Genomic DNA, 13,551 nt, shown 5'->3' with positions numbered 1-13,551 from the left:
AGCCCCCCTGAGTCGCTGCGCGCCTCGGTGCCGCCGCCAGCGCGGCGGGGCGGCCCTTGCGCGGCGGCACTCGCCAAGGCAGTGCGCTTGGCACGGGCTGCGGGGCAGCCAGCCATTTACATTCCGGATTCCCGTTTTTTATCACCCAGTCACCCAAGGAGCTTTTCCCATGACCATCCAATTTTCCAAAGACCACGAGTGGGTCAACGCCGCTGACACCGCCGCTGCCGTGGTCGGCATCACCGTCCATGCGCAAGACGCGCTGGGCGATGTGGTGTTTGTCGATCTGCCCGAAGTGGGCGCCACATTCGCGCAAGGCGACGTCGCTGGCGTGGTCGAGTCGGTGAAAGCCGCTGCCGACGTGTTCATGCCCGTGGGCGGTGAAATCGTCGAAGTCAACGAAGCCCTGCGCGCCGACCCCTCGCTGGCCAACACCGACCCGCTGGGCGCGGGCTGGTTCTTCAAGGTCAAGCTCAGCGACGCCAGCCAGCTCGATGGCCTGATGGACGAAACCGCTTACGGCGCCTTTGCCGCCAGCGCCTAAAGCGCAGCGCCACGCGGCACACCCACCGCGCGGCGCAGCCCGGCAGCCTGCCCGAATCACTCCTTTTTTGATAGCTGCTAGCGCACACCCCATCAAGGCCAGAAGCCGATTTGGCTCTTGAAAAACGCCTTCCGCCTGGCCCCGGCCCTGCCCCCGGGGCCTGGGCAGTACCACCGCAGCGCATTGCGGCCACCACCCGCCCCATTTTCAGCACCAAAACCGCCCCCAGCCCGCGCCCGCTCAACGCGAGCAGCTCCTCTATCCATAGCAATCACCGCCCATGACCTCCGCCGCCCTGCCCCTGTCTGCGTTGGAAAACGCCACCGAATTCCTGCCCCGCCACATCGGCATTGACGCCTTTGATGAGGCGCACATGCTGTCGGTGATTGGCGAAGCCTCGCGCCGCACACTGATCGACGCCATCGTGCCGCGCTCCATCGCCCGCGCCAGTGCCATGGACTTGCCCGCGCCCGTGACCGAAGCGGCCGCGCTGGCCGAACTGCAGGCCATCGCCCGCAAAAACCAGCTGCTCAAGAGCTTCATCGGCCAGGGCTACCACGGCACGCACACGCCCGGCGTCATCCTGCGCAACGTGCTGGAAAACCCCGCCTGGTACACCGCCTACACGCCCTACCAGGCAGAAATCAGCCAGGGCCGCATGGAAGCGCTGGTCAACTTCCAGACCATGGTGTGCGACCTGACGGCCATGCCCATTGCCAACGCCTCCATGCTGGACGAGGCCACGGCAGCGGCGGAGGCCATGGCGCTGGCCAAGCGCTCGGTCAAATCCAAGAGCCAGCGCTTTATCGTCTCGGGCGAGGCGCACCCGCAAACCATCGAAGTGATACAGACCCGCGCCGCGCCGCTGGGCATCGAGGTGGTGCTGGCGCAGTCGCCCCAAGAGTGGCAGGCCGCGCTGGACGGCGACCACTTTGCCGCGCTGGCGCAATACCCCGCCACCACGGGCCGCATTGACGATTTGCGCGCCGATGTGGACAAAGCCCACGCCCAACAAGCCGCCTTCATTGCCGCCGCCGACCTGCTGGCGCTAACGCTGCTGACCCCGCCCGGCGAATGGGGCGCCGACATCGTAGTGGGCACCACGCAGCGCTTTGGCATGCCCATGGGCGCCGGTGGCCCGCACGCCGCCTACATGGCCTGCCGCGACGAGTTCAAACGGTCGCTGCCCGGTCGCCTGGTGGGCGTGAGCGTGGACGCCCACGGCCACCCCGCCTACCGCCTGGCGCTGCAAACGCGCGAGCAGCACATCCGCCGAGAAAAAGCCACCAGCAACATCTGCACCGCGCAGGTGCTGCCCGCCGTCATTGCCAGCATGTACGCCGTCTACCACGGCCCCGAGGGGCTGGCGCGCATCGCCCAGCGCGTGGCCGCCTTCACCGCCATCCTGGCCCAGGGCTTGCAGCAACTGGGCGCGCCCGTGCAGGCGCAAGCGGCCTTCGATACGCTGCTGCTGCGCACCGCAGGCGCTACCAAAGCAATAGCTGCTCGCGCAGTCTCCATGGGCGTTAACCTGCGAATTCGCTCAGAAACCGAGCTGTGCATCACGCTGGACGAAACCACCACGCGCGATGACATCCAGCTACTGTGGCGCATCTTTGCCCAGGACGGCCAGCCGCTGCCCACCTTCGAGGCGTTTGAGAACGGCGTGGAGCCGCTCATTCCCGCCCACCTGCACCGCACCAGCGCCTACCTGACGCACCCGGTGTTCAACACCTACCACTCTGAGACGGGCATGCTGCGCTACATCCGCCAGCTGTCGGACAAGGATTTGGCGCTCGACCGCACCATGATCCCGCTGGGCAGCTGCACCATGAAGCTCAACGCCACCAGCGAGATGATCCCCATCACCTGGCCCGAGTTTGCGCACATCCACCCCTTTGCCCCCGCCGACCAATTGCAGGGCTACCAAGCATTGGATGAACAACTGCGTGCCTGGCTGTGCCAGGCCACGGGCTACGCGGGCATCAGCCTGCAACCCAACGCCGGCAGCCAGGGCGAATACGCGGGCCTGCTGGCCATCAAGGCCTACCACGCTGCCCAAGGCCAGGGCCAACGCAACATCTGCCTGATACCCAGCAGCGCCCACGGCACCAACCCCGCCAGCGCGCAAATGGTGGGCATGCAGGTCGTCGTCACCAAGTGCGACGACAACGGCAACGTGGACATGGCCGACCTGCAAGCCAAGTGCGAGCAACACAGCCAAAACCTGGCCTGCGTGATGATCACCTACCCCAGCACCCACGGCGTGTTTGAAACCAGCGTGAAAGAACTCTGCGCGCTGGTACACCAGCACGGGGGCCGCGTCTATGTGGACGGCGCCAACATGAACGCGCTGGTGGGCGTGGCCGCGCCCGGCGAGTTTGGTGGCGACGTGAGCCACCTGAACCTGCACAAAACCTTCTGCATCCCCCACGGCGGCGGCGGCCCCGGCGTAGGCCCCGTGTGCGTGGTAGAAGACTTGGTGCCCTACCTGCCCGGCCATGCCACCGGCGGCATTACTTCCAAAACAGGAGCAGTCAGCGCAGCCCCGCTAGGCAACGCAGCCGTTTTGCCCATCAGCTGGATGTACATCCGCATGATGGGCGCAGACGGCCTGAAAGCGGCCACCGAAACCGCCATCCTGAGCGCCAACTACATCAGCGCCCGCCTGAAAGACCACTACCCCACGCTGTACGCCAGCGAAGGCCAAGATGGCAAACCCGGCCATGTCGCCCACGAGTGCATCCTTGACCTGCGCCAGCTCAAGGAAACCAGCGGCGTGATGGCCGAGGACGTGGCCAAGCGGCTGATTGACTACGGCTTCCACGCGCCCACGCTGAGCTTTCCCGTGCCCAACACGCTGATGGTGGAACCCACCGAAAGCGAAACCCTGGCCGAGCTGAACCGCTTCATCGCCGCGATGATCGCCATCCGAGGCGAAATCCGCCAGATCGAATCGGGCGCCTGGCCGCAGGACAACAACCCGCTGAAGAACGCGCCCCACACGGCAGAGAGCCTGCTGGGCGCCGAGTGGAACCGCCCCTACAGCCGCGAAACCGCCGCCTACCCGCTGCCCGCGCTGCGCAAAAGCAAATACTGGAGCCCCGTGGGCCGCGTGGACAACGTGTATGGCGACCGCAACCTGTTTTGCAGCTGCCTGCCGGTGGAGGATTGGGAGGCGTAAAACGACGCTGGTGCAGCGCCGGGATGGCGCTGCCCTATAAAAACCAAAGGCCCGGTAACGGGCCTTTTTGCTTTACAGCGCATCGAGCGGGTTAAAAATTCCGCGCCCCATAGATAAACAGGTTTTCAGCACCAATACTTTCATGCAGCTTACAAAATCAAATGCGTATGCGCTCCAGCAGTTTGGGTGGGCACGGGGTATTGGCGTTGGGGTCGTAAGCAGGATTGGTATCCGCTGAATTTTAGGTTTGCCTCAACGGCAGGCTACTGGATTTTTCCTGTGTATGGGGTAGGATGCATACGATTTTATCGGACTGAGCACTCATGCAGAGTTGTCGTCTAATTCCAGTTAGGAAAAATATGAATATCTTTGATGAAGATGAAATCGTTGCAACCGGTTATGACGAAAAGGAAATCCGGATAGCCTATAAAAATGTAAAGAATCTCCAAGAATACTTTGGTGTACACACAATTGACATCGGTGGAATGTCGATGGCAGACCCAAAAAATTAATATATAGTAATAGAAACGTTTGATGGAAAAACTCTTGAGATTCCAAGAGCGCAGGATAATGACTCAGAAGTTCTTAACTTTTTACTCAGGCGGAAGCGTCCCTAACCTTTCGCTCAAGCCGATCCGCCTACGGCGGCCGGCTTACCTTATTCGTTAGCCAGCAAAGGAATCGCCTATGGATGTCAACTTGATTACAGCAATTTCATCGGCCGCGGGGGCTGTTTTGTCTGGCGTTGCTACGACAATAGCGATCATCGTTGCCTACAAAGTGCATCAAAACCAGAAATTGCTTTCTCAGCGGCAACTACTCCTGCCTTTGTGGGACTACATGGCAACGTTAAGCAAAATTGACTCAAACACTCCGGTTACTCCGGATGTAATCAAGGTCGTAAATACGCTTGAGTTAGTGGCTCTTTGCTGCGAGGGTGGAATGATCGATGAAAAAGTTATACGGCGAACATTCAAAGATCAATTCATCATGCACTACGACGATGTCAAAAGATGTCGCTCAATTCCTGGGCTCTCAGTTGATGGTGAGGGGCTGCTCAAACAAAACAAGGCTGCCACCGAGTTTTACAACTCGCTTGAGAGTGAAAGACTGTCGCAGGATCGTGTTCAACGTGCTTAACCAATAGGAAATCATATGAATGAAAAAACCGTAGTCCAAACTGTTCTTGATTTTGTAAAGAGTGGCGACCAAAAATTCAAGAAGTCCTTCTCTGTGTCGGGAAACGCTGATGAAATTATTACCGTCACCATCGAGCGTACCCGGCGAGTTCTGGCAACAGAGAGCCTTTCGTTTGAGGCCCGTGCCAATACAATATCTGCCCTCCCTTCAGGTGCGCCCTGTGGTTGTTGCAGGGGCTCAGGGAAAGCTGGCTAACCCATCATTCCACCGGACCTGCGCGAAAAGCCGCGCAGTCCGGTGAATTCAAACGTTAGGTAGCTCCAAGTCTGTCATATTTACGACTCTTTCTGGTATAAATGCCACATGAAACTCATATTTTCTGTTCTTGCCACATTGCTGATTATTGGTTGTCAACAAAAGCAGAATCCTTCCACTGCGGCACCCAGTCCTCAAGCACCGTCTCCGCCCTCGATAAATATCGATATTTCAACACCTGATCGAGCCCTTAAGTCTTATTGGCTTGCGAAGGATTTTTATAGAAAGGGAGAGTTTGATTGGTACGCTGCGCAAGCATCTGAAATACTGAAGCTAAAGAGCAGAATTGGCTTTGATGCACATAAACTCATGTCTAGTGATGTTCTCTTGGCCCACAAAGATGACAATCAATCTAAGAAAATTCAGTTCGATAAATATACGCGTGATATCACTGACATAAAACAGGATACGGAGTCCCGCGCTACTGCCATGGTGACGATTAAAAATTCGACGCCAATTCCAGAGGGAGTCGTATTTTCAGAGTCTGATAAAAAACGTCGTACAGAGGGAGAAAAAATGAAATACATTCTCGAAAAAGAATCGGATGGCTGGAAGGTTGCACAAGTTTATCAATACTCCGAAGTCAATATATTTCTCAAAAAAGAGCCGTGGGAAAAAGTTTTTTCAGCCCCATCCGAACGGCAAAGTGCTAATATTTATGTAAATCAGTTCGAGAACTGAGCATCCGACTGCCTACAGTACAGGATGAATTTAAATAGATGTTCTTAGGGCATGGCGTGACCAGCGTTTTATGGCTTCGTCTTGGGGCAGGCGTTTGGTTGCCTTCTACTACCACTTAAGTTCGCCGATTGCATATTTCATTGCACGCAACCTGCGCTCAAGGATAACGCGCCTGCTGCTTGCACCACTCGTAAAAAACCTCGCTCGCAAATACCAAAGCAACTAGGCTTGTGAATAAGGTAGATAGTTTCTTACGTTGGCGCTGTGGTTCTAACCCCGCACTCAAGCGGATCCACCTACGGTGGCACGCTTACCTCTATCGTTAGCCGCCATCCATGGACATTACAACTCGGAGAGCATTTATGAAAATCAATTTCTCACCACGATATTGGGTGTTCTTTATTGCACTTACCGTTTACGCAACTATGACAAATGCCGCTGATGGCTGGCGCCCCAGTCCTGCACAAGCAGCGGCAATTGAGCAAGCTTGCGACGGCTGGAAGTCAATTTCTCGGGGAGTATTCATGATGAGGACTGACGGGAAATCGAGGCCAAAGGGGGATAACAACCTACACGAAAAAATTATTGAGTAAATTTATACTAAACCATCGTCAGTTCAATCAAAAGAAATGGCTGAATCTCTTGGCTTTCAACTCTGCGTTCCGATTATTTCAGAGCGGTTTCAACGAGGTGAATTGCGAATAAATAAATAGCCATGTCGTTTTCGCTGCCTATGGCGGCTAATCTAATATTCGAGAGGGACAGGCCAGAAGCGGCCTGCCCCTCAATTTAACGTTAGCCTACTCTAGGCAGCATTTATTCAAAGAAAACGAGAATCCATGAAGATATTTTCAGTAATTTTAGTATTGGCTTCAATGAGTACGATTTCAGCTTTTGCCCAGCAGAGACCGTATAGCACGTCCAAAGTCCTGTTAGAAGTTAACGATCCAAAGGCAAACAGAAATCCGTTGCGCTCAGTTGCAGCTGCTAACTGGAAAGCTACCGAAGCCAAGAGCAGGTTAAAGACAAAGCCTGGACAAGACATTGCGGTAGTCTGCGAAGGAAAGTTTCCTGCGGGCTATATCGCAGACGATCTGTACCGGCAGAACGGATTTTTCAATCGATCATTCATCATTGATGGAAGTACAACGATTTCGGATCTCTGCAACCAGATGGAAGACATCATGCGGAAGCAGAATCCAAAGCTTTTTAAGTGAGTTATACGTCAGCAGGCATGATTGATGAACTCAAAGTGGCGTCTAGTATCGCGCAGCGATGCAGCCTAAAAGGCTGCTGAAATATAAAAATGGTATTAAATAAAATTTATATAAAAAAAATCATCACAGGATTCATATTACTCACCGCTTTTTCAGCTCACGCCATTTCAAAAAAAGACAAGGAAATTTGTCAGGATTACCAAGGACTGGTACAAGTCATCATCCAGAAAGCGGACGCTGGGATTGAGAGAAAACAACTCAAGCAGGCAATGTCATCTAGACCTGCAATTTTTCCAATTATTGATTCCGTCTACGATCAGAGACCTAGAATGATCAATCAAGAAATACTTAATTGGCATTATAGAGAGTGTCTTGAGGATGCTGAACGCAGCCGACGTAAATAATGCTACGAGCGGATTAAATTCGAGGTTTTGGAGATTTTATTGGTGCTCATGGGTTTGGTTTCAAATTTACCACTACCCGTATTTCATGCGAACTTGAAGCTGTTTTTTAGTGCTTTGCATGTGCACAGTATTTTATTGTTTACTGCTGGTTCTAACCTATCAGTCAAACCGATTCGCCTTCGGCGAACGGCTTACTTTGTTCGTTAGCCTGCTCAAAACCTGCATTATTTAGGCCCATGTTTTATTCACCGACTTTTACCTTCTCAAGCGGTTATTCGTTGGGTTTTTCCATGTGCCGGGCTTCGCCTTGTGGCAGTGCGCTGGCTTCAAGTCTTTTTGACCTCTAGGGATGCTCTGAATAACTCGAATCAGTAAGTGCATGGATGGCGCACCATCCACAGGTTCGATAGCGCAAACAACGTCTTCCGTTGTAGTGTGTTTTTCTTCAGCCCCCGATAGCGCACCTTGGTGTAGCCAAACTGCCGTTTGAGCACCCGCAAGGGATGCTCCACTTTGGCGCGGATGTGCATGGCTATATGCCAAATGACGCCATTTTGGGTATACAGGCGTTTTTCTACGCCCTGGTAGCCTGCCCCACCCTACCGCAACCCGCCGTTCGTGCCTTCTGGGTCATACGGGGCAATGGGGTCAACCAATGCAGCCCAGAAAACCACGCCCTCCATCAGGACCAGCAACTCCTGCTGGCGGATCTTTTTGATGCTTAATCTTTTTGATGCTTAGATTCAGATCAAGGCTGCTTTGGTTCATGGGCTGCTAGGATGCCATTGGCTGCTGACGTCCACCAAACAAGGATAGAGGTTTTGCAGTATTTCCTCAGCGCACTAACAGCAACCTCTGTGTGCCCTGCTCAGAAATAGATTTGGCGGAAATGGTAGATGTACATTTGCGTGGATCGCGCAGGCGCTTGCGCAATATTTGGCGATACATCTTGAAATTTTTGTAATTTGTCCCGCATAAAATGTATGCCCACCCTCAGGAGTTTCTTGTGAAAAAGTTTTTTTATCTGGGATCGTTGTGGCTAGCGCTTGCCTTATCGCTGCTCACTGGCTGCTCAGACAACCCAGAAAATATCAATCCAAATGCCCCGCTCAATGCGGGCAATCTCAATCTGGTCTTTGTGGTCAGCCCGGATTTGACATACCAGACACCCGGTGATATCAACCCAAATACCGCCAACCTCACCCCACAGGGGCTCAATCGCTCACTCCTGTTGGCCACTTATCTGAAAAATCAGGTTCTGGGGGGAGAAAACGTTAACGCTATTTATGCGCTCTCACCGATGACGCATCTGCAAACCGCCAACGATTATCCCGATATGGCGGCTATCGGGTTTATTCAGCAGTTTGCGCTGCTGAATCGAGACCAGCGCCCACTGGATAAAGTCGGAAACACCTATACCGCCAACAGCTTCCCCATTCATGCAGCGTATACGCCGGCAACTGTCCCCAATGGGGTGGCTGTGCCTGCAACATTCTGCACCGTGTGCCAAGGGCTTGATTTCAAAAACACTGACGCCAACACGCAGCTGGTCAGCGGCATCATCGCGAAAAAAACGCCTGGTTTTCATGTTTTCTCTGCCCCCTGGGAAACCATCCGTGCCCTGTTAGTCAACATTAACCAGCAGCAAGGGTACGCACTGGATTTGCCGACCAGCTTCATGGGTTCAAACCATGTCTATGCGATCTCGATCACGGCATCGGGAAATGCCAATCTGGTGACTTACAACAGCCAACTCAACCCCGCCACCAGCTACCCAGACCTGCCGTTGCCAGTGGAACGCGCTGCCTGCACACACCTGCTGCAACCTTCTTTCAAAACCTCCCGCATCGGTGGCATTAATGGTGCCGTTATTCCGCCGAATATCAACAAAAATCAGACGGTGTATATCGTACGCCACGCAGAAGCGCATCCAGACGCCAACTTTGTATTTGAAAATGGCAATTTTGTCGCAGCAGGCCAATGGCGCGCATTGGATTTGGGCAAATCACTCAACGACAAACTTGTCCCAGCGCCAAACGTGGTTTACTCCATCGACCCGGCACAATCGATAGCCAATTTCGGGATTTCTTACGTCAGGCCCTCATTGACGGTGCTACCTTACGCAATTGCCAACAAATTGCCCTACAAACTGGCCTCCAGTTTCTCCCTGTTGGTAAGCCCGGCCACCGCCGCCGAGTCTGCCCGTCAGTTTTTCTTTAACGGTGGCCAGTTTTCCAATCAAGTCATGCTGCTGGGCTGGGAGTCGCAACGGATCAACCCGTTTCTCAATGCGTTGCTTGACAGCTATGGCGGCACCGAAAAAGAACGAACTTGGCCGGGCAACGATTACGACACGATCTGGACGGTGAGGATCGACTCCGTCGGCAACCTGACCGTGGAAAACGATCTGTGCGAAGGCATTGACTCCACGAAGCTGCCTGAAATGGCGCCTTTATTCTGACCATTTCAAATCAGAAAGCTTGGCTTGGCGCAAGTCTCACACAGCGCCGCCAGTGCTTTCAAATTTCCACGGTCAGCCAGAGATTGACCAATGATCCAAATGGCCGACCTGAAAATTTTCGACGTTGCTGATTACCTCGACAGCGAAGAAAAAATCGCCGAATACCTGACCGTGGTATTGGAAGACAACGACCCTACGCTACTGGCAGCGGCCTTGGGCGACGTGGACCGCGCCCGTGGCATGACGCAACTGGCCCGCGATACTGGCCTGGCACGTGAGGCGCTCTACCGCTCACTTTGTGCCACCGGCAACCCAAGTTATGCCACTGTCGTCAAGGTGATGCAGGCGCTTGGCTTAAAACTGGTGCCACAACCACTGGCCCGCTAACGATACGTTGCCAGCCCTGCAATTGATCAACACACAGGCCCGTTGCGACGGGCCTTTTTTGTGTCTGGCAGGTTCAGTGCAAATGCTGTAATGCCCCGTGCGCAGGTGAATACGCATGTGCTCCAGCAGTTTGGGTGGGCGCGAGGTATTGGAGTTGGGGTTGCAAGCAAGGATTGATATCCGCTGAATTTTAGGTTTGCCTAAACGGCAGGCTACTGGATTTTTCCTGTGTATGGGGTAGGATGTCTACCGATTTTATCGGACTGACCGCTTATGCAGAGCGGTCGTCTCATTCTAGTTCTTCGACACTAGAGCTGCACCACATAATTAAAAATATGCGACTGATAACACAAACAACGGGTATTTATAAAACAAGAAAAATCTGATAGCGTGTGCTGCGCTCTCAAGTGCGCGACATAAGCGAGTTTATGTGAACGCATCTTTACAGCGCAGCATGGGCATCAGGCATTGTTTGGGTCAGTGGTGCGCGTTGTCTGCTTATAAAAAAACAGGTTTTTTGGGTGCCCCGCTCCAACGTCGCAGAACTACTTTCGTTATGCCCTTGATAGAGCCATCGCTATGAAAAATTCTTACAGTAAGCTAACCGTTGATATCCAAAATAGCATTGCGAGAGCCTACGATTCAAATATCTCCAAGCAAGAAATCGCCGAAGTGAAGGCGCATTTGGCGTACATTCTTCCAAAATTAGGCGAACCAAATGCGCTTAATCAGCCCGTTAAAGATGCCATTGCATTTATACATCAACAAGAATCAAAAAACCAGTCATGGAAGGATTGGCTCGGGAAGCCCATCCTCGTTGCCACTATTACTGCAGTGATTACGGCACCTATTTCAATATTCGTCGGTATTTCTATAGAAAAGTCAAAGTTAGAGAAATGCGATCAAGCTACTTCTGCTGGCAATACCGAGGGCAGTAAGGGCATAACCAGTCGCTCAAGTGGGACGTCTTTGGCTAACGCCAAAGTCGCCTCTTAGCTCCAACGTTAAATTGCGCATATGCGTCCGTGGTCAGAACAACAGAAGCAGGCCTTGCGCCATTTGGCGGCAGCGCGCTACTTCCTTCCAGTGGCGCTGGAGCGCGCCGACTCCGCGCGGGCTGAGGCGCAGTACCAAGAGTTCTTGCATCACACGGAATGGGGGCTCGCGCTCGACGAGTTGGCTTACATCGGAGAGCAATACTCCGACGATCCATTCCAGGCGTTGTTCTGGTCCGAATTGACCCTCGCGGCTCAAACAATGAGCAGGCAGGAGTCGGCGAATGAGTTCAGACGGCGTGCCGAGGTGTAGTTAGAGGAGGAACGCGGTGCAACTTAACATGGCGGTCGAGACGGACACACAACGGCAGGGCGCTGCAAAGCACGCACGTGATTTTTGCGCTCCGCAGCGCCCTGCCGCTGTGCGCAGCTCATCTCTACGTTAGGCATCAGTAGGTCATTCACATGACAAGCAAAGATGATCTCCCAAGAGAAAAGCAGTGGAAGAACTTGTACACGCGTTCTGTCAAACTAGCTCGCGCTCAGCAGCTCGGGTTCGACTATCCTCGAACTACAGAAAGGCAGCTCATACAAGAAGAGGCCATGGCGAAGTTGGAAGAGAAGATCAACGTACTTTTCATCTGTAGCAGAAATCAATGGCGGAGTCCAACTGCAGAAAAACTGTGGCGTAAGCATCCAAAAATAAATGCACGCTCCGCAGGAACAAGCCCGAATGCACGCCACAAGGTTTCAATCGAAGACATTAGATGGGCCAGCATCATCTTTGTCATGGAAGAGAAGCACAAGTCCAGGCTGGTTGCTGAGTTCACCAGAATCCTGGAGAACAAGCCCATTCACGTACTCGACATTCCCGACGAATACAAGTACATGGATCCTGAGTTAATCGAAATGCTAGAGCAATCCGTCAATGGCATTCTGGGGGCCGAATGAAGCGACGTGAAGCACCGAGGCGCGCGTGCCGCCTAACCAGTCAAAGCGGACGGCTTCCAGTTGCCGATTACTTTAGTTCGTTAGGAATATATGAGATCTGATTATTCACGTTGCTGGGAACACTATCGATCCAATTCTGATCGTTGTTTATCAAAAGAACACCTAATTTCCTAACGGCGTTAGAAAATTTTTATGAGCTATGTCTTAGCAACCACCCACAACAAAGTGCAGTGGTACGAATTTAAATTCGATGCATCCATAAAAGAAGGTGATTTCATCTTGCTGGATAATTTGGATTTATACGAAGTGCCTTGTTTCGGCGATAAAGAAACAGCAAAGCTCGCTGCCCTAGCTCTTGGTCTAAAAACATGGCGTTACGTAAAAATCTAGCTTATTCTAACCATCCATCGTAGCCGGCCGCTACGCGGCGACTGAACTCAGGGCATTAATTTTCAGGCACCGGTCGCAACAGATTTTTCAAAAATAGAATGATGAACCAAATTGCAGAATATTTAGAAAAATCTCCAACCGTGCGTGTTTGGGTTCGAATTAATCAGTCAGCAACCATTATTACGCTCGCTGTTGCTATTGGGGCTTTTACTGTTGCCTACATCAAATTCAATGAAGACAGAATAAAAACCGATGAAGACAGGATATCAAAAGCCTGGGATACGGTTACCAAAATGGCAGGAAAAGGGAGCAATGGAGGACAAGTCAATGCCATTCAAATTCTGGTGAAGAACGGTGTTTCTCTTGACAGAATTGATTTGCGGAACACCTATCTTGTTGGAGCGAATTTGAAGGGAGCATCAATGCGCGCGGCCAACCTTAGCGGCGCAAACCTCACTGGTGCTAATCTACAGGGCTCAAATCTTTCCGGTGCAAATTTAGATGGAGCAAAGTTCTACAACAGTAATCTTGGTGGCGCTATGTTCGATGGGGCAAGCCTTATATCGACTCGCTTAGCATTTGCCAAAGTAGATATTTCTTTAATTCTTGCAAAATCTCTCCAAAACACCGATCTGACAGGAGTGAATTTTGTTCTTGAGGATGCAGAGGGGAACAATGACTTTGGTTCCTTCAATGACACGATTGCGGAAGCTCCAAACGCTGACGGACGGCAGCGATTGATTGATCAGTCTTGTGCCAATTCAAAGTTCGGAGCAAAGCAAGATCGATTATTGACTAGAAATAAAACAACTTGAATCAAGCGGCATATTTGACAGAATCCTTCCCAAAAAACTGCTGCACCTTTTTGGGCGATTTCTGCAA

General features: G+C 52.6%; 18 protein-coding genes and 1 pseudogene. 18 read left to right on the top strand and 1 reads right to left on the bottom strand.

Features of this window, described 5'->3' with window-relative positions; genetic code table 11:
* Positions 1 to 169: 169 nt before the first annotated feature.
* The 11 genes from gcvH (at position 170) to EV674_RS17985 (ending at position 7,692) form a co-directional block, all read left to right on the top strand.
* The gene (gene gcvH / locus EV674_RS04600; protein ID WP_119012217.1) at positions 170 to 544 is read left to right on the top strand and encodes a glycine cleavage system protein GcvH; all 375 of its coding nucleotides are present in this window, start codon (positions 170 to 172) and stop codon (positions 542 to 544) included.
* Between the two features lie 280 nt (positions 545 to 824).
* Positions 825 to 3,728, top strand: a complete 2,904-nt coding sequence (gene gcvP, locus EV674_RS04595; RefSeq protein ID WP_119012216.1) for an aminomethyl-transferring glycine dehydrogenase — start codon at positions 825 to 827, stop codon at positions 3,726 to 3,728.
* A gap of 359 nt (positions 3,729 to 4,087) precedes the next feature.
* Positions 4,088 to 4,240, top strand: coding sequence for a hypothetical protein (locus tag EV674_RS17340; RefSeq protein WP_157983662.1), 153 nt, complete (start codon positions 4,088 to 4,090; stop codon positions 4,238 to 4,240).
* 175 nt (positions 4,241 to 4,415) lie between these two features.
* Positions 4,416 to 4,868: a DUF4760 domain-containing protein gene (locus EV674_RS04590; protein WP_119012215.1), complete on the top strand. Its 453-nt coding sequence runs from the start codon at positions 4,416 to 4,418 to the stop codon at positions 4,866 to 4,868.
* A gap of 15 nt (positions 4,869 to 4,883) precedes the next feature.
* Complete coding sequence (locus EV674_RS04585) at positions 4,884 to 5,123, top strand: hypothetical protein (protein WP_132750371.1); 240 nt, start codon at positions 4,884 to 4,886, stop codon at positions 5,121 to 5,123.
* 108 nt (positions 5,124 to 5,231) lie between these two features.
* A complete protein-coding gene (locus EV674_RS04580; protein ID WP_132750370.1) occupies positions 5,232 to 5,864 on the top strand; it encodes a hypothetical protein in 633 nt (210 codons plus the stop codon).
* Between the two features lie 34 nt (positions 5,865 to 5,898).
* The gene (locus EV674_RS17990; RefSeq protein ID WP_374761665.1) at positions 5,899 to 6,090 is read left to right on the top strand and encodes a CFI-box-CTERM domain-containing protein; all 192 of its coding nucleotides are present in this window, start codon (positions 5,899 to 5,901) and stop codon (positions 6,088 to 6,090) included.
* A 136-nt stretch (positions 6,091 to 6,226) separates the two neighbouring features.
* Positions 6,227 to 6,457: a hypothetical protein gene (locus EV674_RS04575; protein WP_132750369.1), complete on the top strand. Its 231-nt coding sequence runs from the start codon at positions 6,227 to 6,229 to the stop codon at positions 6,455 to 6,457.
* A gap of 246 nt (positions 6,458 to 6,703) precedes the next feature.
* On the top strand, positions 6,704 to 7,081 hold the full coding sequence (locus EV674_RS04570; protein ID WP_132750368.1) for a hypothetical protein: 378 nt from the start codon (positions 6,704 to 6,706) through the stop codon (positions 7,079 to 7,081).
* Between the two features lie 89 nt (positions 7,082 to 7,170).
* Positions 7,171 to 7,485, top strand: a complete 315-nt coding sequence (locus EV674_RS04565) for a hypothetical protein (RefSeq protein ID WP_132750367.1) — start codon at positions 7,171 to 7,173, stop codon at positions 7,483 to 7,485.
* Positions 7,486 to 7,533: 48 nt separating this feature from the next.
* Positions 7,534 to 7,692 (top strand): DUF1010 domain-containing protein, encoded by a 159-nt coding sequence (locus EV674_RS17985; protein WP_374761663.1) that lies wholly within the window; start codon positions 7,534 to 7,536, stop codon positions 7,690 to 7,692.
* A 161-nt stretch (positions 7,693 to 7,853) separates the two neighbouring features.
* On the opposite strand, the pseudogene EV674_RS04560 reads toward EV674_RS17985, so the two are convergent.
* Positions 7,854 to 8,078: pseudogene (locus tag EV674_RS04560) on the bottom strand (transposase); the annotation flags it as partial.
* 413 nt (positions 8,079 to 8,491) lie between these two features.
* On the opposite strand from EV674_RS04560, the gene EV674_RS04555 reads away from it, so the two are divergent.
* The 7 genes from EV674_RS04555 to EV674_RS04525 all read left to right on the top strand — a co-directional run bounded on the left by EV674_RS04555 (position 8,492) and on the right by EV674_RS04525 (position 13,484).
* A complete protein-coding gene (locus EV674_RS04555) occupies positions 8,492 to 9,946 on the top strand; it encodes a hypothetical protein (RefSeq protein ID WP_119012320.1) in 1,455 nt (484 codons plus the stop codon).
* 99 nt (positions 9,947 to 10,045) lie between these two features.
* Positions 10,046 to 10,333, top strand: a complete 288-nt coding sequence (locus EV674_RS04550) for an addiction module antidote protein (RefSeq protein WP_119012319.1) — start codon at positions 10,046 to 10,048, stop codon at positions 10,331 to 10,333.
* Between the two features lie 579 nt (positions 10,334 to 10,912).
* Positions 10,913 to 11,329: a hypothetical protein gene (locus tag EV674_RS04545; RefSeq protein WP_132750366.1), complete on the top strand. Its 417-nt coding sequence runs from the start codon at positions 10,913 to 10,915 to the stop codon at positions 11,327 to 11,329.
* Positions 11,330 to 11,350: 21 nt separating this feature from the next.
* The gene (locus tag EV674_RS04540) at positions 11,351 to 11,641 is read left to right on the top strand and encodes a hypothetical protein (protein WP_119012213.1); all 291 of its coding nucleotides are present in this window, start codon (positions 11,351 to 11,353) and stop codon (positions 11,639 to 11,641) included.
* A gap of 290 nt (positions 11,642 to 11,931) precedes the next feature.
* Positions 11,932 to 12,279, top strand: a complete 348-nt coding sequence (locus EV674_RS04535; RefSeq protein WP_119012318.1) for a low molecular weight protein tyrosine phosphatase family protein — start codon at positions 11,932 to 11,934, stop codon at positions 12,277 to 12,279.
* A gap of 192 nt (positions 12,280 to 12,471) precedes the next feature.
* Positions 12,472 to 12,669, top strand: a complete 198-nt coding sequence (locus EV674_RS04530; protein ID WP_119012212.1) for a hypothetical protein — start codon at positions 12,472 to 12,474, stop codon at positions 12,667 to 12,669.
* A 101-nt stretch (positions 12,670 to 12,770) separates the two neighbouring features.
* Complete coding sequence (locus EV674_RS04525) at positions 12,771 to 13,484, top strand: pentapeptide repeat-containing protein (protein ID WP_241524874.1); 714 nt, start codon at positions 12,771 to 12,773, stop codon at positions 13,482 to 13,484.
* Positions 13,485 to 13,551: the final 67 nt, after the last annotated feature.

The sequence above is a fragment of the Simplicispira metamorpha genome (assembly GCF_004341365.1).
Lineage (GTDB): Bacteria > Pseudomonadota > Gammaproteobacteria > Burkholderiales > Burkholderiaceae_C > Simplicispira > Simplicispira metamorpha.
The sequence above is the reverse complement of the archived record's forward strand: the minus strand, read 5'-3'. Positions and strand labels throughout refer to the sequence as shown.

Bases quoted from the DNA above. Each gene is read 5' to 3' on its own strand.
- EV674_RS04525 (WP_241524874.1), top strand. From the start codon at position 12,771: ATGAACCAAATTGCAGAATATTTAGAAAAATCTCCAACCGTGCGTGTT.
- EV674_RS17985 (WP_374761663.1), top strand. From the start codon at position 7,534: ATGGGTTTGGTTTCAAATTTACCACTACCCGTATTTCATGCGAACTTG.
- EV674_RS17340 (WP_157983662.1), top strand. From the start codon at position 4,088: ATGAATATCTTTGATGAAGATGAAATCGTTGCAACCGGTTATGACGAA.
- EV674_RS04590 (WP_119012215.1), top strand. From the start codon at position 4,416: ATGGATGTCAACTTGATTACAGCAATTTCATCGGCCGCGGGGGCTGTT.
- EV674_RS04570 (WP_132750368.1), top strand. From the start codon at position 6,704: ATGAAGATATTTTCAGTAATTTTAGTATTGGCTTCAATGAGTACGATT.
- EV674_RS04530 (WP_119012212.1), top strand. From the start codon at position 12,472: ATGAGCTATGTCTTAGCAACCACCCACAACAAAGTGCAGTGGTACGAA.
- gcvP (WP_119012216.1), top strand. From the start codon at position 825: ATGACCTCCGCCGCCCTGCCCCTGTCTGCGTTGGAAAACGCCACCGAA.
- EV674_RS04585 (WP_132750371.1), top strand. From the start codon at position 4,884: ATGAATGAAAAAACCGTAGTCCAAACTGTTCTTGATTTTGTAAAGAGT.
- EV674_RS04550 (WP_119012319.1), top strand. From the start codon at position 10,046: ATGGCCGACCTGAAAATTTTCGACGTTGCTGATTACCTCGACAGCGAA.
- EV674_RS04535 (WP_119012318.1), top strand. From the start codon at position 11,932: ATGGCGAAGTTGGAAGAGAAGATCAACGTACTTTTCATCTGTAGCAGA.
- EV674_RS04580 (WP_132750370.1), top strand. From the start codon at position 5,232: ATGAAACTCATATTTTCTGTTCTTGCCACATTGCTGATTATTGGTTGT.
- EV674_RS04565 (WP_132750367.1), top strand. From the start codon at position 7,171: ATGGTATTAAATAAAATTTATATAAAAAAAATCATCACAGGATTCATA.
- EV674_RS04575 (WP_132750369.1), top strand. From the start codon at position 6,227: ATGAAAATCAATTTCTCACCACGATATTGGGTGTTCTTTATTGCACTT.
- gcvH (WP_119012217.1), top strand. From the start codon at position 170: ATGACCATCCAATTTTCCAAAGACCACGAGTGGGTCAACGCCGCTGAC.
- EV674_RS04545 (WP_132750366.1), top strand. From the start codon at position 10,913: ATGAAAAATTCTTACAGTAAGCTAACCGTTGATATCCAAAATAGCATT.
- EV674_RS04540 (WP_119012213.1), top strand. From the start codon at position 11,351: ATGCGTCCGTGGTCAGAACAACAGAAGCAGGCCTTGCGCCATTTGGCG.